This window comes from Kitasatospora sp. NPDC059722, assembly GCF_042733235.1.
Lineage (GTDB): Bacteria > Actinomycetota > Actinomycetes > Streptomycetales > Streptomycetaceae > Kitasatospora.
Window position 1 is genome coordinate 166,032 of sequence record NZ_JBHWGD010000010.1, and the last position, 20,976, is coordinate 187,007.

The following is a 20,976-nucleotide window of genomic DNA, read 5'->3' on the forward strand; positions in this document are numbered from 1 at the left end:
CTCACACGGTCAGAGTGCCCCTCTCTCAGAGAGTCATATCACCGACCCGCCGCCCGGCGGCGCCCGGCCGCCCCGCCACCCAGCACCCCCCCCCCCCCCCGACCCCCACCGCACCCCTTGGCCGGTCAGGCCGTGCGGACGCGGCTCAGGAGGCGGGCACGCCGGGGGCGGCGCCGCGCTCCTTGAGCATGTCGGTCATCAGCTCCAGCTCGGAGGTCTGGGCGACCACCATCGACTGGGCGAGCCGCTTCTCGCTGTCGTTCTTCGCCAGGTCCACGTAGCCCTGGGCCATCTCGACGCCGCCCTTGTGGTGCTCGATCATCAGCTGCAGGTAGTACACCTCGGCGTCCTTGCCGCCGAGCGTGCGCAGCTTCGCCAGCTGGGCGTTGGTCGCCATGCCGGGCATCAGAGAGCCGTCGTGGGCCTGGTAGTCGTGGCCCATGTCCATCCACGCCATCGGCTTGGCCGGCGAGTGCTGCGACAGCCCCCACTGGTCGAGCCAGCCCATCATCATGCCGCGCTGGTTGGCCTGGGTGTTGATGATGTCGAACGCCAGGGTGCGGGTCGGCTCGTCGGAGGTGCGGTCCCGGACGATGAACGACAGGTCCACCGCCTGCTGGTGGTGGGTCGCCATGTCGCGGGCGAACCCGGCCTCGGGCGAGCCGTCCGCCGGGACGGTCAGCGAGGACGAGCCGGAGGCCGACGTCCCGCTCGCCACCAGGGCCGGCACGCCGAGCGCCAGCGCGACGGCGGCGGCCAGCGCGGCCGGCCACCAGAGCCGGCGCCGGGGCCGGGCGGCGACGGCCTGCGGTTCGTCGGCGTCCTGCGGTCCGTCGGCGTCCTGCGGATCCCCGGGGGTCACGGGCTTCCCGGCGGTCACATCTGCCCCATGGTGCAGGAGGCGCCGGGCTCCTGCGTCTGCTTGCCCTGGACGTACTTGGTGAAGAACTGGTTGACCCGGGGGTCGGAGGCGCTGTCGACGACGAGCTGGGTGCTCCAGGCGTTCAGGGTGATGGTGCCCTGCTCGTCCGGGTAGGGGCTCATGAGCGAGTACGGGGTGGCCTTGACCTTGTCGGAGAGGGTCTTGACGTCCTCCGGGGTGGCCTTGCCGTTGTAGGTCACCCAGACCGCGCCGTGCTCCAGCGAGTGGACGGCGCGCTCGTTCTCGACCGGCTGGTCGTAGACGTGGCCCATGCAGTCCAGCCAGACCGCGTTGTGGTCGCCGCCGACCGGCGGGGTCATCGGGTAGGTGACCTTGTCCTTGACGTGGTTGCGGCTCAGGTCGCCGAAGGTCTTCACGCCCGGGATGTCCGCGTTGGCGGCGACCTCCTGGGCGTGCTTCTTGTCGCTCTGGTCCTTGAGGACCCAGGCGATGGCACCGCCGGTGCCGGCGACCAGGACGCAGGCGGCGACGATCGCGATGATCTTGTTGCGGCGGTCGCGGCGCTGCTCGGCGGCGCGCAGCTCGGCGATCCGGGCGCGGCGGTCGGTGGCGCCCTGCTGCTTGTTCTTGCTGGACTGCTTGGAGGCGGAACCCATGATGGTTGTCCTTTGTCCCCGCGCGCCCGGCTGGGGCGGCGGTCGGATGAAGTGGGGAGGGCGGATCCGTCCGGTGGCGGACGGCGGGTTCCGCTCAGGAGCGGTGCACCTGGAGTTCGTGCAGATCGGGTGCGGGGTGCGGGCCGACGAGCAGTCCGGCGGGGGCGACCCGGGGCAGCGCCTCGGGGGCCGGTGCGTGCGGTGAGACCACCGGCTGCGGGTGCGGCGGCGGGTTGGGCAGCTGGGCGTCCTGGCCGCAGTACGGGTGGCTGGAGCAGCCGTTGTCCCGCTGCGGGGGACGGCCGTCGGCCGAGCACCAGGTCCAGTGGCGCGGTCCGTCGACGTGCGGGTGGTGGTCGGCGGGCTTGGCGGTGCGGCCGGTGGCCGTGCCCGCGGTGGCCTCCGTGGCGCCGGAGGCGGCGGAGACGGTGGTGACCGCCGTCACGGTGGACGGCGCCGGGGAGCCCTGGTCGGCGGCCATCGCCCGGCCCGAGCAGGGCAGTGCCGTCAGCAGCCCGACCAGCAGCAGGATCCACAGCACACCCGCCGGGCGGCCCGCCGGTGCGGCCCTCCCCGGTCGGGGCGAGCTGGGGGCCGACGCGGTCATGGGCACATTTAATCAGCCGAACGAGTGATGCGATGCCCCTCCTCCGGCCCCATTTTCGGCCCCCAACGGCACCGAACGGCACGGAAACACCCGCTCCGGACACTTCCGGCAACCAGGGACGGAACGGTGCTGAACGCGGGGGCGGACGGGGTGGCCGGGAACGTTCCGGACGGTGTCCGGTTGTCGCCGAAACCCGGACAGCGTCGTTGCACTTGGAGACAATGACGTCGAGTCCGGCCCCGCCGGGGGCGGCGCGACCACGGACCGACCAGGAGCCGCCAGATGAGCAAACAGGGTGCACCCGCACAGCCCCACCGGCCCGACGACGGGTGGTGGGACGCCGTCTACGACGGCCCGGCGGGCACCCTCCCGGACACCCCCGGGGCGGACCCGGACGCGGGCAGCGTCGACGACTGGTTCGACACGGCGGCGGGCCTGATCGCGCCGCAGCGCACCGGCGAGCAGGCGGAGGCGGCGGCCGGGGCCGCGGCGGAGGCGCCCGTGGGCGCGCGGGACAGCATCGACGACTGGTTCGACACCGCGCTCGACGTGATCGGCCAGCCGGACCCGGCCCCGGTGTCGGCGCCGGTCGAGTGGCCCCCGCCGTCGCCGTCGGCGGAGACGCACAAGTTCCCGGCACCGGACTTCCGGACGGGCCCCGTCGCGCTCGACAAGCCGGACGCACCCGAGGCGGCGGCAGCGGCACCGGAGGACGTGCGGCCGGAGCCCGCCGCGGAGCCCGAAGCCGGGCCCGAGCCCGAAGCCGAGCCCACCGTCGACGCGGCACCGGCACCGGCACCCGCGCCGGAGCCGCAACCGGAAGCGGAACCGGAACGAGAGCCCGAGCCCGAGGCCGTCCACGCCTCTCCGCCAGAGCCGGAACCGGCCCGCACGCCCGCGCCGGAAGCGGAAGCCGTCCGCGCCCCCGAACCGGACCCCGCCCCCGAGCCCGAGGCCGTCCGCGCGCCCGAGCCGGAGCCGGAGGTCGTCCACGCCGCGGAACCCGAACCCGAACTCGCCCCCGAACTCGCCGCCGAACCCGAACCCGCCCCCGCTCCCTCCCCCCGCCCCGTCGCCCGCTCGCCGCTGGCCGCCGCCGCGGCCGCCGTGCCGCACGTGGGGGAGCGCCCGCCGACGTACGGGCCGGAGCCGACGGCCGTGCCGGAGGCGGACCCGGGCTCGCTGGGGTCCGTCGTGGCGGACACCGTCCTGGAGGGCGCCCAGTACGGTCCGGCCGTCCTGCGGGCCGTGTCCGTGCGCGGCGACTCCGCCCGGTACCGGGGCGAGCCGCGGCGCGACGCGCTGCTGGTGACGCGGTTCGGCGACGGCCCGGACGGGCTGCTGCTCGCCGTGCTCGGCGGCTTCGACCGCAACGGGTTCGACGACGGCGGCTCGACGGCCGACGAGGACGTGCCGCCCGAGGCGGTCGGCACCGCGGCCGGCGAGGCCTGCCGTCAGCTGGCCGCCGCGATCGGCCGCAGCCGGGCCGGTCTCGCCGCCGACCTGCGCGCCGGCGCCCGCGACCGGCTGCGCTACGGCCTCCAGCGGCTGGTCACCGGCGCGGCGGCCCCGCTGCGGGCGCTGGCGCCGGGCGGGGAGGACGGCCCGTCCCCGGCGTCGCTGCACTGCCTGATGGTGTCGCTGGACCCGGCGGCCGGCTACCGGGCGGCGTTCGGGGTCGGCCCCGGCGGGCTGTACCTGCTGCGTTCCGGTCACTGGATCGACGCCTACGCGGCCCGGCTGCTGCACCACCCGGACGGCGTGCCGGCGTCGGCGGACGGTCCGGTGCCGGAGCCGCGGCCGTTCCGCTTCCGGCTGGTGCCGGCGACCCCGGGCGACATCCTGCTGCTCTGCACGCCGGGCCTGGCGGACCCGATCGCCGACGAGCCGGCCGTCGCCCACTTCCTGTCCTCGCACTGGGCCCACCCGCACCCGCCGGGCACGGTCGACTTCCTGCGCCAGGTGCAGGTCCGGGCGAAGGGCTACGCGGACGACCGGACGGCCGCCGCCGTCTGGACGGAGTAGGAAGCGGTCCCCCGCCTCACGTCACGCCCGCAGCAGGATCCGCGCCACCGCCGTGGCGTGGGCGAGGGCCTCGTCGGTGCGGCTGCCGGGGAGGCCGAGGGCGACGGGGACGGCGAGCCCGTCGAGCAGCGCGCGGATCCGGGTGGCGCGGTCGGCGGTCGGGCCGGGGGTGAAGTGGCCGGCGGCGGTGCCCTCGTCGATGAGGCCCGCCAGGTCGGACTGCCACGGCGCCTCGATGTCCTGCTGGCCCTGGCGGAGTTCGGCGCTGGCGGGGGAGCGGCCCCACACCTCGATCCACAGGATCCAGCGCGGGTCGCCGGGTCCCTCGGGGAGGTAGAGCCGCAGGTAGGCGTCGAGGCGCTGCCACGGGTCGCGGGCGTGGTCGGCGAGGGCCTCGCGGCGGCGGGCACCGAGCTGGTTCTCGCTCCAGCGGAGGGTCTCCAGCAGCAGCTGGTCCTTGCTGCCGAAGTAGTAGAGCAGGTGCCCGGCGCTCATCTGGAGCTGCTTGCCGAGCCCGGCCATGGTGAGTTTGGCGAGCCCGTGTTCGGCGATCGCGGCGCGGGCGGTGGCGAAGACCTCCTCGCGGGGGCGCGCCGGCCGGCGCGGGCGGGCGTCCGCCATGTGTCGTGCTCTCCCTCGGTGCGCAGCGGAGGTCGTGGTTCGCAGCGGGACCGAACGCTACCGGAGCGGGGCGTGCGCACCCCGCTCCGGTGGCGTCCCGTCAGGCCTGGGGCTGCTGCTGGGTGATGCAGTGGATGCCGCCGCCGTTGGCGAAGATCCCGCGGGCGTCGACGAGTTCGACGGTGCGGCCGGGGTAGGCCTCGCCGAGGATGTCGGCGGCCTCCTGGTCGCGCGGGTCGTCGAAGCCGCACAGGATGACGGCGCCGTTGGCCACGTAGTGGTTGATGTAGGAGTAGTCGACCGGCTCGCCGTCCTCGTCGAACAGGACGGTGGGGGCGGGCAGTTCGACGACCTCCAGCTGGCGGCCCTGCGCGTCGGTGGAGGCGCGCAGGATGGCGACGAGCTCCTGGCAGACGGCGTGGTCGGGGTGGGCCGGGTCCGGCTGGACGTGGGCGACGACGACGCCGGGGCGCACGAAGGAGGCGACGATGTCGATGTGGCCGCGGGTGCCGAACTCGTCGTAGTCGCGGGTGAGTCCGCGCGGCAGCCAGACGGCCTTGGTGGTGCCGAGGAAGGCGTGCAGCTCGGCCTCGACCTGCTCCTTGGTCCAGTCGCTGTTGCGGCCCTCGCCGAGCTGGACGGTCTCGGTGACGAGCACGGTGCCCTCGCCGTCGACGTGGATGCCGCCGCCCTCGTTGATCAGGCGGGAGACGAAGCGCCGGACGCCGGTCAGCTCGCCGATGTGCTCGGCGATGTGCTGGTCCTTGTCCCAGCGGGCCCAGGACTGGGCGCCCCAGCCGTTGAAGATCCAGTCGGCGGCGGCGAGCGAGCCCTTGCCGTCGATCAGGAAGGACGGGCCGATGTCGCGCATCCAGGCGTCGTCCAGGGGGCGTTCGACGATCTCGACCTGCTCGGAGACGTACTTGCGGGCCTCGGCGGTCTCCCCGGTGTTGACGATGAGGGTCACCGGCTCGTACCGGACGATGGTGTTGGCGACCGCGGCCCAGGCCTCGCGTCCGGCGTGCAGGTTCTCCGGGGTGTCGAAGGTGGGGTTGGTGGTCGGGAAGGCCATCCAGGTGCGGTCGTGCGGGTGCCATTCGGCGGGCATCCGGTAGCCGAGGGAGGCGGGCGTGGGGGTGGTCATCAGGGGGGTCCTTGGGGGAGGAGGTCAGAGGAAGTAGAGGCGGCTGAGCGAGACGCTGTCGGCCGGTTCGGAGCGCAGCGGCGAGCCGTCGAGCGAGACCAGTCCGGTCTCGGTGACCTCGACGTGGCCGAGGCGGGCGTTGCGCACCATGTCGCGGGGCCCGATGCCGCGGGTGCCGCGGACACCGACGCGGCGGCGGCGGGTGGGCAGGCCGTCGGCGGGGCGGTCGAGGTAGGCGCCGTCGGCGGCGGCCTGGGCGACGAAGGCGACCGAGATGTCGGCGGCGGTGGCGCCGTGGGCGCCGAACTGCGGTCCGAGGAGCAGGGGTTCGCAGCGGTCGGTGGAGGCGTTGGGGTCGCCGACGACGCCGTAGGCGGGGAATCCGGCCTTGAGGACGAGCTGCGGTTTGGCGCCGAAGTGGTCGGGGCGCCACAGGACGATGTCGGCGAGTTTGCCGACCTCGATCGAGCCCACCTCGTGGGAGAGCCCGTGGGCGATGGCGGGGTTGATGGTGAGCTTGGCGATGTAGCGCAGGACGCGCTCGTTGTCGTCGCCGCCCTCGGTGGTCCCGTACCCACCGTCGAGGGGGCCGAGTTCGGCCTTCATCTTGCCGGCCATGGCGAAGGTGCGCCGGACGGTCTCGCCGGCGCGGCCCATGCCCTGGGCGTCGGAGGAGGTGATCCCGATGACGCCGAGGTCGTGCAGGACGTCCTCGGCGCCCATGGTGCCGGCGCGGATGCGGTCGCGGGCCATGGCGGCGTCGCCGGGCAGGTCGACCTTGAGGTCGTGCGCGGAGACGATCATGCCGAAGTGCTCGCCGAGGGCGTCGCGGCCGAACGGCAGGGTGGGGTTGGTGGAGGAGCTGATGACGTTGGGGACGCCGGCCATCTTGAGGACGTTGGGGACGTGTCCGCCGCCGCAGCCCTCGATGTGGAAGGCGTGGATCGTGCGCCCCTCCAGCACCTTGATGGTGTCCTCGACGGACAGGCACTCGTTCAACCCGTCGGTGTGCAGGGCCACTTGGACGTCGTACTCGTCGGCGACGCGCAGTGCGGTGTCGAGGGCGCGGGTGTGGGCGCCCATGTCCTCGTGCACCTTGAAGCCGGAGGCGCCGCCCTCGGCGAGGGCCTCGATCAGCGGGGCCGGGTCGGAGGACGAACCGCGGCCGAGGAAGCCGATGTTGACCGGCCAGGCGTCGAAGGCGTTGAAGGCGTGGCGCAGCGCCCAGGGGGAGTTGACGCCGACGCCCCAGACCGGGCCGAACTCCTGGCCGATGATGGTGGTGACGCCGGAGGCGAGCGAGGCCTCCATGATCCGCGGCGAGAGCAGGTGGACGTGGGTGTCGATGGCGCCCGCGGTGGCGATGAGGCCCTCGCCGGAGACGATCGTCGTGCCGGTGCCGACGACGACGTCCACGCCGTCGAGGGTGTCGGGGTTGCCGGCGCGGCCGATGGCGGCGATCCGGCCGTCGACGAGGCCGATGGACGTCTTGCGCACGCCCTGGATCGCGTCGATGACGAGGACGTTGCTGATGACGACGTCGCAGGTGTCGCGGACGGCGGCGGCCTTGAGGTGCAGGCCGTCGCGGGCGGTCTTGCCGAAGCCGGCCAGGAACTCCTCGCCGGGGGCCTGGGAGTCGGACTCGACGCGGACGATGAGGCCGCTGTCGCCGAGCCGGACGCGGTCCCCGGCGCGGGGGCCGTGGACGGAGATGTAGTCGTGCGGGGTGATCGAGCTCACGAGGGCACCTCCGAGTCGTCGAAGCCGGTCAGGTAGCCGGTGGCGCGGGCCTTGGCCAGGGCGGCCTCCTTGGCGCCGGGGGCGTCCAGGGGGCCGTCGACGAGGCCCGCGAACCCGATGGCGACGCGTTCGCCGCCGATCGGCACCAGGCCGACCTCGACGGTGGCGCCGGGGTCGAAGCGCACGGAGGAGCCGGCCGGGACGGCGAGGTGGGTGCCGTAGGCGGCGGCGCGGTCGAAGGCCAGGCGCGGGTTGGCCTCGAAGAAGTGGAAATGGGAGGTGACCGAGATCGGCACCCCGGAGGTGTTGTGGACGGGGAGCAGGAGCGTCTCCTCGACCGGGTCGTAGCCGGCGCCGTCGCCGGCGAGCGCGCCGCCTGGGGCCTCGTCGCCGAGCGAGCCGGCGCCCTTGAAGGGGTCGTTGACGACGGCCAGGCGGGTGCCGTCGTCGAACACGGCCTCGACCTGGACGACGGTGACGACGTCGGGGACGCCGGGCAGGACGTCGTCGGCGGTCAGGACGCTGCGTCCGGCCTCGATGGCCTCGGCCAGGCGCCGGCCGTCGCGGGCGGCCTCGCAGACGGTGTCCGCGATCAGGGCGGTGGCCTCGGGGATGTTGAGGCGCACGCCCCGGGCGCGGCGGGCGCGGGCCAGCTCGGCTGCTGTGAAGATCAGCAGCCGGTCCCGCTCGGTGGGGGTCAGTCGCACGGTTCCTCGCTCGCGGCTCGTCGGGCCCCTCGGGCAGGTGGGGGGTCGGCTCGGGGGGTGCTCGGACGTTCGGGGCGCTCAGGGGTGTTTAGAACGTCGTTCAAACTTCTCGGGCCATTGAACCCGGCCCGGGCCGCTCTGTCCAGCGTTGCGGCTCCGCGCCGGTTCGGCGCGCCGGGGCGGCGGGCGGGGTGAGCGGGGCGCGCGGGGGAGGGGGCTCGACGGCGGGACGGGCCGGCGCACGGCGCGGGGAGGGCACGGTTCCGCGCGCCGGGTGTGCGCGGGATCGGCGAGGGGAGGGCTCGAATGCGGGCTCTGCGCTTCGCAAACCCGTCCGGCGCGGGCAGTTGGATCACGCGAACCTCCCCGTGCCCCTTTCACCCCACGTGATCGGACGCACACTGTTGCAAACGCCGTCAGCTGGGCATGAGGATGGTGGTCGGAACGAGGAGGGCCACCCGGCGGGCGGGGGATCCTGCCCGGGGGCCCGGATGCGAGGGCGGGGGCAAGTGGTGATGGACGGTCAGTCGCGATTCCCGCGGCAGCGGACGAGTTCGGGCGACGCCTACCGGTCCGGGCCGGTCCAGGCTCCGGGCGGCACGACGGGGACCGCCCTGCCGGGTGCCACCGCCCCCGGCTGCGCGCTGCACCGCCGGCTCCATCTGACGCTCGACCCGGCCGACCTGGTCGCCGTCGGCTCGGTCCGGCACCGGCTGCGCACCGCACTGAGCCACTGGGGGGTGCCGGAGCTCTCCGACACCGCCGAGCTGCTCTCCTCCGAGCTGGTGACCAACGCGCTGCTGCACACCGGCAAGGGCGCGGTGTTCGACGCGGTGCTCGGCACCGACCACCGGCTGCGGATCGAGGTGCAGGACGGCGCGACCCGGCTGCCCGGCCGCCGGCGCGACCCGGACGCCGAGTACGCGACCTCGGGCCGCGGGCTCATGCTGGTCGAGGCGCTCGCGGACGCGTGGGGCGTCCAGCTGCGCGGCGACGGCAAGGTCACCTGGTTCGAGCTCGCGACGCCCTGACCGGACCCGCGGCCGGGCCTACGGTCGGATCCGAAGCCGGTGCCGCGGCCGGTGCCGCGCCGGTGCGCCGCGGAAATCGCCGGAGCGCGCGACCCGCCCGCAGAATAGTTCGGATGCGGTTCATTCGTCGTCGAAGGACGCCCTGAACAGAAGGCGGAACAGAAGATTTCCGGCCCGTTGCCATTGCCGCTGGGCCGAACATTGGCCAGGATGGTGGGAATGTGTGACCACGTGCGGAGAGCAGCGGGGAGACGGTACCTCGACTGACCGCCGCAGGCCGGCACCGTCCGATCCAGCACCACCCACCACATCGCCACGCGGTCCGGCCGGACGGTCGGCGGGTCCGTCACGGCAGCGGCAGGAGCAGCATGCCCACTGAGCCCGAGTCGCCGGGGCCGGCGCTTCCTCCCGGCGCGTCCACGGCCGACCCGCCGGTCGGCTCACCCGGTCCCACGACCACGGGCACCGGCCGGGCGAAGCCGCCCGCCCAGGCCGTGCGCCGGCGCCCGCTGCGCACCGCCCCCGGGGCCGTCGGCCGCCTGGCGCCGATGCTCCCCGGCGGGCTGCCGTCGGCCGCCGGCGACGCCATGCCGGACTGGCTGGAGCCCGCGATGGCCGCCAACGGCATCGGCTCCTTCGACTGGGACATCCGCCGCGACGTGCTGGAGGGCGACCCGCGGGCCTGCGCGATCATCGGCCTGGACGAGGTCGGCCAGGGTGCGTTCGACCGCACCGCCGCCTCCTTCCTCGCCCTGCTGCACCCCGAGGACGCGCCCGTGGTGCGCCGCCGGGTCGAGCGCGCGGTCGCCGAGCTCGGCCAGTGCGGCGCCTACTACCGCACGGTCGGGCCGAACGGCACCATGCGCGCCGTGCGCTTCCGCGGCCGGGTGCTCGCAGACGCCTTCGGGCGCGCCTCCCGGATGGTCGGCTTCGTCTGGGACGCCACCGTCGAACTGCACAAGCGCGACCGCGCCGACCGGCTCGCGCTGCTGCGCGAGGAGCGCTCCCGCTTCATCAAGGAGGCCGCCCGCGCGCTGTCCGAGGCGGTCACCGTCCGGGACGTCGCCCGGGTCTTCACCGAGCTGCCGCTGCCCGGGCTGCCGCCCGACGGCCTGGTGCTGGCCGCCTTCGAGGCCGGGCGGGCCCGGATCCTCGGCGCCTCCGGCTACCGGCCCGGCGCGCTCGCCATCTGGGACCGCACGCTGCTGCCGGCCGGCCACCCCGCCGCCGAGGCGCTGCGCCACCGCGCGCCGGTGTTCGTCTCCTCCCGCGACGAGTACCGCGACTGCTACCCCGACGTGTGGGAGCCGACCAGCCGCAACGGCCGCGGCTCCTGGGCCTACCTGCCGCTGGTGGCCAGCGGCCGGGCGATCGGCGTGTGCGTGGTCAGCTTCGACGACGAGCGCGAGCTGGACGCCGACGAGCGGACCCTGCTGACGACGCTGGGCGGCCTGGTCGCCCAGTCGCTGGCGCGGGCCCGGCTGCACGACGCCGAGCACGAGCTGGCGGCCGGCCTCCAGCGGGTGATGCTGCCGCGCACCGTGCCGTCCGTACCGGGCGTCACCACGGCCGTGCGCTACCTGGCGGCCGGCTCCGGGCTGCAGATCGGCGGCGACTGGTACGACGTGGTGCCGCTGCCCGGCGGGCACGTGGGCCTGGTGATCGGCGATGTCCAGGGCCACGACGTGCACGCCGCCGGGATCATGGGCCAGCTGCGGATCGCGCTGCGCGCCTACGCGGCCGAGGGGCACCCGCCGGCCGCCGTGATGGCCCGCGCCTCCCGCTTCCTCGCCGACCTGGACACCGACCACTTCGCGACCTGCACCTACGCCGAGGTCAACGTGGACTACGGCGTCGTCTACGCGGTGCGGGCCGGCCACCTCGACCCGGTGGTGCGCCGCTCGGACGGCACCGCGGCCACCGTGCCGGTGGCCGGCGGCCTGCCGCTGGGCATCGACCCCGACCAGGAGTACCGGGTCACCCGCTTCAGCCTCGACCCGGGCGAGACGGTGCTGCTGTGCACCGACGGCCTGGTGGAGTCCCGCGGCATGGACCTGGACGAGGGCGTCGCCCGGCTCACCAGGGCGCTCGCCGAGCCGCTCCCGCCCGCCGAGGAGGCCGCCCGCGACCCGCTGGAGGACCTGGCCGACCGGATCGCCTCCCAGGCCGCCGACTCCAGCGAGCGCGAGGACGACATAGCGCTGCTCCTCCTGCGCTGGGACGGGCCGGCCGGCGGCCTGGCCGCCCAGCAGCTGCGCCGCCGGATCGGCCAGGCCGACCTCGCCCGCATCGCCGAGGTGCGGGCGGAACTGCGCGACGCGCTGCGCCGCTGGGGCGTCGCCGAGTTCATCGACACCGCCGAACTGCTCTCCTCCGAGCTGGTCACCAACGCCATCCGGCACACCGACCGGGACGCCATGTTCACCGCCCGCCTCTACCGGGAGGCGGCCTCCGACGGCGGCCGGGCCCGGCTGCGGGTCGAGGTGGAGGACGAGTCGGACCTGTGGCCGACCCGCCGGACACCGGGCGAACAGGCCTCCTCCGGACGCGGCCTGATGCTCGTGGAGGCGCTCGCGGACGCCTGGGGCGTCGAGCCGCGCGGCTCCGGCAAGCGCATGTGGTTCGAACTCAGCGGCGGCGCCGCGGCCGCGTAGGAGCCGCTGCCGCGTAGGAGCGCGCCCGTGCCGCGGCACTAGCCGAACTGCTGCTCCAGGTCCTTGAGCTTCTGCTCCAGCGAGTCCAGCCGGGGCAGCGTCACGGTGTCCTCGTCAGCGGTGAGGTCGATGGTGCGCAGCTCGGGGCGGGCCGGGAGGCCGGGCGGCACCACGGTGCCCCCGGCCGCGGCCTCGACCCCGCGGGGGCCGGCGGAGCGCTCCGCCCCGGGCCCGCCGGCTATGGCGGGCTCCGAGCCGGCGGACTCCAACTGCCGGGCGCCGCCGCGTCCGCCGCGCCAGGCGCCGTTGCTGCGGCTGATGGCCCGGATCTCGGCGCGCTCCCGGCGCCCGGCGAGCTTGCGGCGCTCCTTCTCCGCCACCCGCTCCCGCTTCTCCTCGCGGACCTCGTCCACCGCCTCGTCGAGGCTGCGCACGCCCTCCAGGAGCATCAGCGACCAGGCCGCGTACGTCTCGCGCGGCGCGCGCAGCCAGCGCACGATGCGGATCTGCGGCAGCGGCCGCGGGACGAGCCCCTGCTCGCGCAGGGCGGCCCGGCGGGTCTGCTTGAGCGCCCGGTCGAACAGGATGGCCGCCGAGAGCGACATCCCGGAGAAGAACTGCGGGGCGCCGGCGTGGCCGAAGCCGCGCGGGGCGTGCACCCAGTTGAACCAGGCGGAGGCGCCGGCGAACAGCCACACCAGCAGGCGCGAGCCGAGGGCGGCGTCGCCGTGGCTGGCCTCGCGGACGGCGAGCACGGAGCAGAACATCGCCGCGCCGTCGAGCCCGAACGGCACCAGGTACTCCCAGCCGCCGGAGAGGTTCAGGTTCTGCACCCCGAAGCCGACCAGGCCGTGGAAGGAGAGCGCGGCGGCGACGGCGGCGCAGCAGAACAGCAGCGTGTAGGAGGCACCCCCGTACAGGGATTCCTTGCGGCGGCGCCGTTCCTCGGTTCGCTCCCAGGTGTCCGCGCCCGCGGCGGCGGATCCCCGGCTCCGGGCCAGGGCCAGGAGGAGTGCGCTGACCAGCAGCCCTACGCCTCCGGTGACGGCCCAGCCGAGCGGTATGTCGGACAATTTCATCGCCGGGACCAGCCTCGCTTTCCTGCGTCGCGTTCCTGCGTCGTGATGGCGGGGACCATCATGACGGATGCGTGCCGAAGGAATGGCCGATTCGCCGTCAATGCGCTGAGTAGAGGGATTTCTGACCCCGACTCAATCGCATTTTCGTATCAATGTGCGGCGGACGATTGCCGGAATTCCGGGCTTTCCGGATTCCCGCTCGCACGTCCTTTCGTCAATTCCGCGTGACGCGCGGGCAGCCGCCGCACATCGCCGCGGGCTCGGCGGTGTAGACGAGGCAGCAGCTGGCGCGCGCCCGGTCGGTACCCGAAGGACCGCCGGGGCCGCCGCCCCGCGGGCCGAAACCGGCGCCCGGGGTGAAGGGGGACGGGCCCGGGGCGGAGGTGGTGGCCGCGCCGGGCGTGCACGCCGGGGCGGCCGGGTCCAGCAGGGCGGTCAGCTCGGTCCGCGCCCGCTCCTCCTCGCCGAGCAGTCCGGCGACGTGCCAGAGCCCCTCGACCGCAGCGTCGGTGGCCATCGCCCACAGCACGCGCGGCCCGCGCCGCACCTCGGGGCGGAACGCGGCCAGCACCGGCGCGAGGAACCCGCCCACCGCCCGCCGGAGTTCGGCGGCCAGCGCGGCCCCGCCCGGCACCGGACGGGCCTGCGGCAGCTCGGCGGCCGGGTCCTCGGGCAGGCAGGCGAAGGCGCCCGGGCGGACCGTCACCTCGCCGGTGCGGCGGCGCAGCGAGACGTCGGCGGGGGTGAGCAGCGGGACGCGCCGCTCCAGGAACCACGGCGCGGTGAACAGCAGGGAGGCGGGCCAGACGAAGCGGTGCAGGGCGAAGCCGGCGGCGACGTCCGGGCGCAGCGGCTGCCCGTAGCGGGCGAGGCCCTGGCGGGCGTCGTGGGCGATCAGGTCGCGGACGGCCCCGGGGCGGTCGGCGAGGTCGGCGGCGGGGATCCAGCCGTGGCCGCGCCGGGGCGGGGCGCAGTGCACGCGCAGGACGGGGGAGAGGACGGCGAGCCGGCGGTAGGCGGCGGCGCAGGGGTCGGCGGGGTCGGGGTCGGCGGGATCGGAGGCGTCGGGGTGGGGGCCGGCCGTGGTGGTGTGCGGGGCGCGCGGCGCGGGGCCGGGCCGGGTGCTGCTCGCGGTGGCGCTGGTCGCGGTCATGGGCGGGCCCCATCGGGTCGTCCGGGCCCGCCGGCGGGTGGCACGGCGGGGCCCGCCGGACCGCTGGGCGGAGCCCCGGCGCGCGCCCGCGCCGGGCCGGGGCATGGCGGTGCCCGGGAGCGGCAAGGCGAACCCGGCCGGGGCGCTGCTCTCCCCGGCCAGGTTAGGCTCACCTTAGCTGATGCTGCCCCTGGTCTCCCGTCCGATGCGTCCGTCCGGGGGAGGCGCCGGAGCGCGGCCCGCGCCCAGCTGGCGCGCGAGCCACACGGGCACGCCTCCCAGGGCGTGGACGAGCCGGGTGGCCTCGGCGCGCAGCCGGGCCGCCTCGGCCGGTTCGGACACCTCGGCGAGCGCCGCGAGCGCCGGTGCGACGCCCACGGTGAAGCCGAGTTGCTCGCGCAGGCGCAGCGAGGCGTCGAAGCCCTCGCGGGCGTGGCCGTGGTCCCCGCGCGCGAGCGCCAGTGCGGCGAGGTGGCGCCAGGTGTAGGAGCGCAGCAGCTCGTCGCCGCGCTCGCCGGCGCCGTCGTGCGCCCTGCGGTAGGCGATCCAGGCGGCACCGCGGTCCCGCAGGAGGTTCTCCGCGACCAGGCCGCGGCGGAAGTCCAGCAGCGGGCGCCCGGGGGCGTCCGGCGGGAGCAGTGCCGAGGTGCGGCCGAACGCGGCCTGCGCCTCGTCGAGCCGGTCGCGGGGGCCGAGCACGCTGGCGAGGTACGCCAGGAAGCCCCGGGCGCAGGCGGCGGCCGCGCGCTGCTCGGTGGTGGTGACGCCGGCCTCGGCCAGGCGCAGCGCCTGCTCCGCCTGCGTCCAGTGCGCCGCGGTGAACAGGCAGCGCTCGATGAGGAGTTCGGCGCGCCCGAGGGCGACCGCCGGATCGTGTTCGGCGGCCGGTCGCAGCACGTCGGCGGCCTCCTGCCAGCACCCCCGGGACCGCAGCCGCCACACGGCGTCCCCCGGCTCCTCCGGTGCCGCCCGCCCCCGCCCGTCCGGGCCGCTCGGGCCCCATCCGTGCTCCGACAACGCCACCTCCTTGTGTGCGCCATCCAGCATCGGCACGGCACCCCGCAGGTCCTGGCGCCGGGCTCCTGCTCACCTTGCGGGCGAGGGGAGTTCGGCGACAGGACGGGGTCCGCGCTGTGGCGGCAATTCAACACGCGGGTGAGCTTGTGCACCAGATCACGAGCGCAGGTTGTTGCGTCCGCGGAGGAATCGATCCAGTGGGGCGGGCGGGGTCAGGAGGTCCAGCCGGTCTCCATCAGCGCCTCGGCGGCGCCGTTGGCGGGCTGCGGGACGCCGGCGAGGTCCAGGCTGAACAGGGCGACCAGCAGTTGTTCGCCGCGGACGGTGGCCTGGTGGGAGTAGCCCGCGAGGGTGAACATCGCGGCGGCCATCTCCTCGGCGTGCAGGGTCTGCAGCCACAGGCACTCCACCGACTTGACGTCGGCGGGCTCGGTCCAGGTGTCGACCTGGGCGACCATCCGGCTGCCCAGCAGGGTGACGCCGTCGCGCTCCTGGGCCTCCGTCAGCTCCAGGTCGTCGAAGCCGAGCCACTCCAGGTAGCGGGCGGCGGTGAACACGGCGTCCTGGGAGGTGCGCACCGGGTGCGGGCGGAAGGGCGCGCGGTGGCGGAAGGGCTTGGCCTGGCCGCCGCTGCCGCCGGGCGGGGCGGGCACCGGGGCGTTCATCGGGTGCGCCGGGTACGGGCGGGCGGGCTGCGGCCCGGTGCCGCCGAGCGGGGCGGCGGTGCCGCCGCCCAGGCGGGTGGTGCGGTCCACCGGCAGGCGGACGGTGGCGCCGCAGTTGCAGGTGAACTCGGGCTGCGGCCACTGGTCGGAGCGCCCGCAGTGCGGACAGCGCATGCTCAGCCAGGAGTCCTCCCAGGAGCGGAAGCGCACCTGCACGGGCACACCGCCGCGCAGCAGCGGCACCTTCAGGGAGGCGCCGCAGGGACAGGGCAGCGAGGGCGGTTCGTAGAGGTGTTCGCGGCGGCAGGCCGGGCAGCGGATCGCCCGGCCGCCACCGCCCGCCCCCGGCCCGTGGCGAGCGGGGTCGTGTCCGGTGAAGTCGTCGGGCAGTCCGGCCATCTCGGGCTCCGTCCGTTCGAGTCGGGTGGGAGGACGCCTCCCATGCTCCCTGAAACCGGGGCCGATGGACGCGGAATGGGGCAATCCTCAGGGAGAGATCAGGGGTGTGCGGCCGGTCGGTGTGCGGAGCGTGCGGTGGGGCGGCGCGGGCCGGTGGTGTGCGCCGGGCGGATGGTCACCCGGCGGACCAGCGGGCCAGGTCGGCCGGGGTGTCGAGGTCGTCCGGGACGGCGATGTCGGCGCACTCGACGAGCGTGATCGCGTCCGCGTGCGCCGTCAGGAGCGCGCGGGCTCCCGCGTCGCCCGTCGCGCCCCGGGCGGCCTCCGCGAAGTGCCGGGCGCCGATCAGCACCGGGTGCCCCCGCCGCCCGCCGTAGGCCGCCGCGGCGAGGTCGGCGCCCGCCCGGTGCGCGGCCAGCAGGCGGGCCACCGCGGCCGGGGTGACGCCCGGGGTGTCGACGAGCATCACCAGCACCGCGGACGCGCCCGGGGCGAGCGCGGCCAGGCCGGCCCGCAGCGAGGAGCCCATGCCGCCCGCCCAGTCCGGGTTGGCGACCAGGCGGCAGCCCGGCAGGTGGGCGGTGGCGCGGACCTTCTCGCGCTCGGCGCCCAGCACCACCGTCACGTCCGTGCAGCCGCCGGCCCGTACGACGGCCACCGCGTGTTCGACCAGCGGCCGGCCGTCGTAGCGGATCAGCGCCTTGGGCCGCCCGCCGAGCCGGCGCCCGCCGCCGGCGGCGAGCACGAGCGCGGCGACCGGCGCGGGGGGCCCGGGAGTGGTCTGCATGGGCCCAGCCTGCCCGCCCGGGGCGCCGCCGTGCATCGTGGGAACCCACAGTTGTACGAATCCACAAGGCGAAGCCGCAGGTCGTGGCCGGTCCCCGGCGGTTCGGCCGCTGGCGGTGCGCCCCCGCGGCCCCTGTACTTGGCAGATGAACACCGCACCGCGCCCGCTGTTGGACCGCTTCGGCCGGGTCCACACCGACCTGCGGGTCTCGCTCACCGACCGCTGCAACCTGCGCTGCACGTACTGCATGCCGGCCGAGGGTCTCGACTGGCTGCCCAAGGCCGAGGTGCTCGGCGACGACGAGGTGCTGCGGCTGGTGCGGATCGCCGTCCGGCGGCTCGGGATCACGTCGGTCCGGCTCACCGGCGGCGAGCCGCTGCTGCGCCGCGGCCTGCCGGACCTGGTCGGGCGGATCACCGCGCTCGGCCCCGAGGTGTCGCTGACGACCAACGGCATCGGGCTCGCCCGCACCGCCGCCGCGCTGCGCGAGGCCGGGCTGCACCGGGTGAACGTCAGCCTGGACACGCTGCGGCCCGAGCGCTACGCGGCGATCACCCGCCGGGACCGGATCGCCGACGTGTTCGCCGGCCTGGCCGCGGCGCAGGCCGCGGGCCTCGCGCCGGTGAAGGTCAACGCCGTGCCGGTGCGCGGCGTCAACGACGACGAGATCGTGCCGCTCGCCGAGTTCGCGGCCGAGCACGGCTACCGGATGCGGTTCATCGAGTCGATGCCGCTGGACGCGCAGGGCGCCTGGGACCGTTCGACGATGGTCACCGCCGACGAGATCCTCGCCGTCCTCGGCGCCCGCTGGGACCTCGTCCCGGTCGGCCGGCACGGCAACGCCCCCGCCGAGGAGTGGCGCATCGCCGGCACCGACACCGTGATCGGCGTGATCGCCTCCGTCACCCGCCCGTTCTGCGGCGGCTGCGACCGGGTCCGCCTCACCGCGGACGGGCAGCTGCGCAACTGCCTGTTCGCGACCGAGGAGTCCGACCTGCGCGCCCTCCTGCGCGGCGGCGCCGACGACGACGCGGTGGAGGTGGCCTGGCGCGCCACCATCGGCCGCAAGGGCCCCGGACACGCCATCAACTCCGAGGGCTTCGTCCGGCCGGAGCGCCCGATGTCCGCGATCGGCGGATAGGGCGCGCCGTTCGGCAATTGTGATCTTCGACATGCTCCTTGGGGTTCGCGTGGCGTCGCCTTGACCCGCTCTTGGGGCGGCTGATCTGCTGGTGCGCCGTCAGACCGCCCCTCACCCCGGGAGTCCTCCGTGCCCGCCCGCCGCACCGCGCTGTCCGCCGCCACCGTGTTCCTCATATGCGTGCTCGCGCTGGCCGGGTGGCTCGTCGGCGGGCGCGACGGCACTCCGCACGTCCGGGCCGGGGGCGCGGGCACCAGTCCGCTGGAGAACCCCGACGGCACCAAACCCGGTCTCGCGCCGCTGAGTTCGCCGCAGGACCGCAAGGCCGGCCGCGACCTCATCACGAAGGTCGCCACCGCCGCCCCCGGCCCGCGGGACGGCTACGACCGGAGCGAGTTCGGGCCCGCCTGGACCGACAACGTCGAGGGCGTCCCGCTCGGGCGCAACAACTGCGACACCCGCAACGATCTGCTCGCCCGCGACGGCACGGCCGTCGAGCGCAAGGACGGCTCGGACTGCGTCGTCACCGCGATGACCATCCTCGACCCGTACACCGGCACGACCGTCCGGTGGACCAAGCAGCAGGCCACGAAGATCCAGATCGACCACGTGATGCCGCTCTCCTACGACTGGCAGATGGGCGCCGCCACGTGGGACAAGGCCAAGCGCGTCCGGATCGCCAACGACCCGCTCAACCTGATCCCCGCCGACGGCTCCCAGAACGCCTCCAAGGGCGACTCCGGCCCGGCCGCGTGGCTGCCGGCCGACACCGAGATCCGCTGCGCGTACGCGGTGCGCTTCGCCCAGGTGTCGCTCAAGTACCAACTCCCGGTCACCGAAGCCGACAAGAAGACCATGCTCGAACAGTGCTCCGCCCGGTGAACGCCCGATCCCGCCGTCCCCGCAGGTCCCCGGCGTGACCGGAGCACCGGCCAGGTGGTATTCGTGGGCGGTGGACTCGATGATCCCCCGGTACCCGCGGCGCGCCCTGCCGGCCCTCGCCGCCGCCCTCGCCGTCGCGCTGCCCGCGGGCTGCACCGGCTCCGTCGCCCCGGGCGGCGCAGCGGGCACCGCCCCCCGCGCGCCGATCGCCGAACGGGTCTCCGACACCGCCTCCCCGGCCCTGCGCGCCCTCTACGACCAGCGGATCGCGTGGGCGCCCTGCAGCGACGACGGCAACGGCGATCCCGAGGAGACGGTCGTGCAGTGCGCCGTCCTCAAGGTGCCGCTCGACTACGCCGACCCCGGGGGCGAGACCATCGACGTCGCCCTCGCCCGCGTGCCCGCCGCCGACCCGGCCCACCGCCTCGGTTCGCTCGTGCTCAACCCCGGCGGCCCCGGCAACTCCGGCGTCTCCCAGGTCCAGTGGGGCTGGCGGAGCTTCGACACCCCGCTGCACGACCACTTCGACCTGGTCGGCTTCGACCCGCGCGGCGCCGGGCGCACGATCCCCGTCACCTGCCTCGACGACCGCACCCGCGACGAGTGGACCAGCACCGACGACCCGTCCTACGACCACGGCCAGGTGCTCGCCGACGCCTGCGGGGCCAAGTACGCCAAGGTGCTCCCGTTCGTCGGCACCCGCAACAGCGCCCGCGACATGGACGTGCTGCGCAGCGCCCTCGGCGACCGCAAGCTCGACTTCCTCGGCCTCTCCTACGGCACCTACCTCGGCGCCCTGTACGCCGAGGAGTTCCCCGAGCGCACCGGCCGGCTCGTCCTCGACGGCGCCGTCGAGCGCAGCACCGACCTCCTGCACATGAACGGCGAGCAGGCCGCCGCCACCGAGACCGAGTTCACCGCGTTCGCCGCCGACTGCGCCTCGGCCGAGGACTTCTGCCCGCTCGGCACCGACCCGGACACCGCCCCCAAGCGGCTCGCCACGTTCCTCGACGGCCTCAAGAAGCACCCGCTGAGCACCTCCGGCGGGCGGCCGGTCACCGCGACCCTCGGCTGGAACGGCGTCCTCAACGTCCTCTACGACGGGCACCGTTCGTGGGAGCGGCTGCGCGCGGCCATCGAACCCGCGATCACCCGCGCCGACGGCGACGAACTGCTCAAGCTCGCCGACGCCAACACCGGCCGCGACGAGGACGGCCACTTCGAGACGCCCGCCGACGCGTACGCCGCGATCCACTGCGCCGACGCCCCGCTGGGGCCCACCGACGCGGACCTGCGCGAGGCGCTCGCCGACCTCTCCGCCCGGGCCCCGCTGACCGGCTCGCACGACACCCGGGCCACCCTGCTCGACCCCGACTGCCGCCCCTGGCCCTACCGTTCGACCGAGCAGCCGCACACGGTGCGGGCGCCGGGCAGCGCCCCGGTCCTCGTCGTCGGCTCCACCGGCGACCCGGTCACGCCCTACCCGTGGGCGCAGCGGATGGCGGCCGGCTTCGAGCACGGCGTGCTGCTGACGCGCGAGGGCGACGGGCACACCGCGTACGACAAGAGCGGCTGCGTGCGCGGCGCGGTCACCTCGTACTTGGTGGACGGGCGGCTGCCGGAGGCGGGCACGCACTGCGCGACGGACTGACGGCCGGCCGTCGATGCGCCGAGGGGGGGGGGCCCCGGGGGGGGGGGCGGGCGCCGCGGGGGGGGGGCGGGCCGCGGGGGGGGGGGGGCGCGCGGGGGCGGCGGGGGGGGGCGGGGCGCCCGGGGGGGGGGGGC

The 20,976-nt window shown here is 75.5% G+C and carries 18 protein-coding genes; 6 read left to right on the forward strand and 12 right to left on the reverse strand.

Annotated elements, in window-relative coordinates; translation table 11 throughout:
- Window positions 1-145: 145 nt before the first annotated feature.
- The 3 genes from ACFV4F_RS09205 to ACFV4F_RS09215 all read right to left on the reverse strand — a co-directional run bounded on the left by ACFV4F_RS09205 (window position 146) and on the right by ACFV4F_RS09215 (window position 2,146).
- Window positions 146-760, reverse strand: coding sequence for a DUF305 domain-containing protein (locus tag ACFV4F_RS09205; RefSeq protein WP_380501222.1), 615 nt, complete (start codon window positions 758-760; stop codon window positions 146-148).
- 116 nt (window positions 761-876) lie between these two features.
- Window positions 877-1,539 (reverse strand): DUF3105 domain-containing protein, encoded by a 663-nt coding sequence (locus ACFV4F_RS09210; protein ID WP_380443559.1) that lies wholly within the window; start codon window positions 1,537-1,539, stop codon window positions 877-879.
- A 94-nt stretch (window positions 1,540-1,633) separates the two neighbouring features.
- Entirely contained in the window at window positions 1,634-2,146 is a 513-nt protein-coding gene (locus ACFV4F_RS09215; RefSeq protein WP_380499096.1) for a hypothetical protein, read from the reverse strand.
- Between the two features lie 282 nt (window positions 2,147-2,428).
- Here ACFV4F_RS09215 and ACFV4F_RS09220 point away from each other — a divergent pair, with 282 nt between their 5' ends.
- Window positions 2,429-4,171 carry a hypothetical protein gene (locus tag ACFV4F_RS09220; protein WP_380501197.1) on the forward strand — a complete coding sequence of 581 codons (1,743 nt, stop codon included), beginning with the start codon at window positions 2,429-2,431 and terminating at the stop codon, window positions 4,169-4,171.
- A gap of 21 nt (window positions 4,172-4,192) precedes the next feature.
- Here ACFV4F_RS09220 and ACFV4F_RS09225 read toward each other — a convergent pair whose 3' ends face one another.
- The 4 genes from ACFV4F_RS09225 to ACFV4F_RS09240 form a co-directional block, all read right to left on the reverse strand.
- Window positions 4,193-4,792 carry a TetR family transcriptional regulator C-terminal domain-containing protein gene (locus ACFV4F_RS09225; RefSeq protein WP_380501199.1) on the reverse strand — a complete coding sequence of 200 codons (600 nt, stop codon included), beginning with the start codon at window positions 4,790-4,792 and terminating at the stop codon, window positions 4,193-4,195.
- A gap of 100 nt (window positions 4,793-4,892) precedes the next feature.
- Window positions 4,893-5,936 carry an agmatine/peptidylarginine deiminase gene (locus tag ACFV4F_RS09230; RefSeq protein ID WP_380501201.1) on the reverse strand — a complete coding sequence of 348 codons (1,044 nt, stop codon included), beginning with the start codon at window positions 5,934-5,936 and terminating at the stop codon, window positions 4,893-4,895.
- A 24-nt stretch (window positions 5,937-5,960) separates the two neighbouring features.
- Window positions 5,961-7,676 carry an urease subunit alpha gene (locus tag ACFV4F_RS09235; protein WP_380501203.1) on the reverse strand — a complete coding sequence of 572 codons (1,716 nt, stop codon included), beginning with the start codon at window positions 7,674-7,676 and terminating at the stop codon, window positions 5,961-5,963.
- A complete protein-coding gene (locus ACFV4F_RS09240; RefSeq protein ID WP_380443547.1) occupies window positions 7,673-8,383 on the reverse strand; it encodes an urease subunit gamma in 711 nt (236 codons plus the stop codon). Before ACFV4F_RS09240 ends, ACFV4F_RS09235 begins: the two co-directional genes overlap by 4 nt.
- 515 nt (window positions 8,384-8,898) lie before the next feature.
- Between ACFV4F_RS09240 and ACFV4F_RS09245 the strand changes: the two genes are divergently transcribed.
- Both ACFV4F_RS09245 and ACFV4F_RS09250 read left to right on the forward strand, forming a co-directional pair.
- Window positions 8,899-9,414 (forward strand): ATP-binding protein, encoded by a 516-nt coding sequence (locus tag ACFV4F_RS09245; RefSeq protein WP_380443545.1) that lies wholly within the window; start codon window positions 8,899-8,901, stop codon window positions 9,412-9,414.
- A gap of 368 nt (window positions 9,415-9,782) precedes the next feature.
- The gene (locus tag ACFV4F_RS09250; RefSeq protein ID WP_380443543.1) at window positions 9,783-12,068 is read left to right on the forward strand and encodes a SpoIIE family protein phosphatase; all 2,286 of its coding nucleotides are present in this window, start codon (window positions 9,783-9,785) and stop codon (window positions 12,066-12,068) included.
- Window positions 12,069-12,106: 38 nt separating this feature from the next.
- Here ACFV4F_RS09250 and ACFV4F_RS09255 read toward each other — a convergent pair whose 3' ends face one another.
- The 5 genes from ACFV4F_RS09255 to ACFV4F_RS09275 all read right to left on the reverse strand — a co-directional run bounded on the left by ACFV4F_RS09255 (window position 12,107) and on the right by ACFV4F_RS09275 (window position 17,168).
- Window positions 12,107-13,147 carry a DUF2637 domain-containing protein gene (locus ACFV4F_RS09255; protein WP_380443542.1) on the reverse strand — a complete coding sequence of 347 codons (1,041 nt, stop codon included), beginning with the start codon at window positions 13,145-13,147 and terminating at the stop codon, window positions 12,107-12,109.
- A 214-nt stretch (window positions 13,148-13,361) separates the two neighbouring features.
- A complete protein-coding gene (locus ACFV4F_RS09260) occupies window positions 13,362-14,300 on the reverse strand; it encodes a (2Fe-2S)-binding protein (protein ID WP_380501205.1) in 939 nt (312 codons plus the stop codon).
- A gap of 174 nt (window positions 14,301-14,474) precedes the next feature.
- Entirely contained in the window at window positions 14,475-15,347 is an 873-nt protein-coding gene (locus ACFV4F_RS09265) for a hypothetical protein (protein WP_380443538.1), read from the reverse strand.
- 182 nt (window positions 15,348-15,529) lie between these two features.
- Entirely contained in the window at window positions 15,530-16,381 is an 852-nt protein-coding gene (locus ACFV4F_RS09270; RefSeq protein WP_380443536.1) for a hypothetical protein, read from the reverse strand.
- Between the two features lie 175 nt (window positions 16,382-16,556).
- Complete coding sequence (locus ACFV4F_RS09275) at window positions 16,557-17,168, reverse strand: NTP transferase domain-containing protein (RefSeq protein WP_380499105.1); 612 nt, start codon at window positions 17,166-17,168, stop codon at window positions 16,557-16,559.
- Between the two features lie 145 nt (window positions 17,169-17,313).
- Between ACFV4F_RS09275 and moaA the strand changes: the two genes are divergently transcribed.
- From moaA to ACFV4F_RS09290, 3 genes are all read left to right on the forward strand, one after another.
- Entirely contained in the window at window positions 17,314-18,309 is a 996-nt protein-coding gene (gene moaA / locus ACFV4F_RS09280; protein ID WP_380501208.1) for a GTP 3',8-cyclase MoaA, read from the forward strand.
- 129 nt (window positions 18,310-18,438) lie between these two features.
- Window positions 18,439-19,191, forward strand: a complete 753-nt coding sequence (locus tag ACFV4F_RS09285) for an HNH endonuclease family protein (RefSeq protein ID WP_380501210.1) — start codon at window positions 18,439-18,441, stop codon at window positions 19,189-19,191.
- Window positions 19,192-19,270: 79 nt separating this feature from the next.
- Window positions 19,271-20,842: an alpha/beta hydrolase gene (locus tag ACFV4F_RS09290; RefSeq protein ID WP_380501224.1), complete on the forward strand. Its 1,572-nt coding sequence runs from the start codon at window positions 19,271-19,273 to the stop codon at window positions 20,840-20,842.
- Window positions 20,843-20,976: the final 134 nt, after the last annotated feature.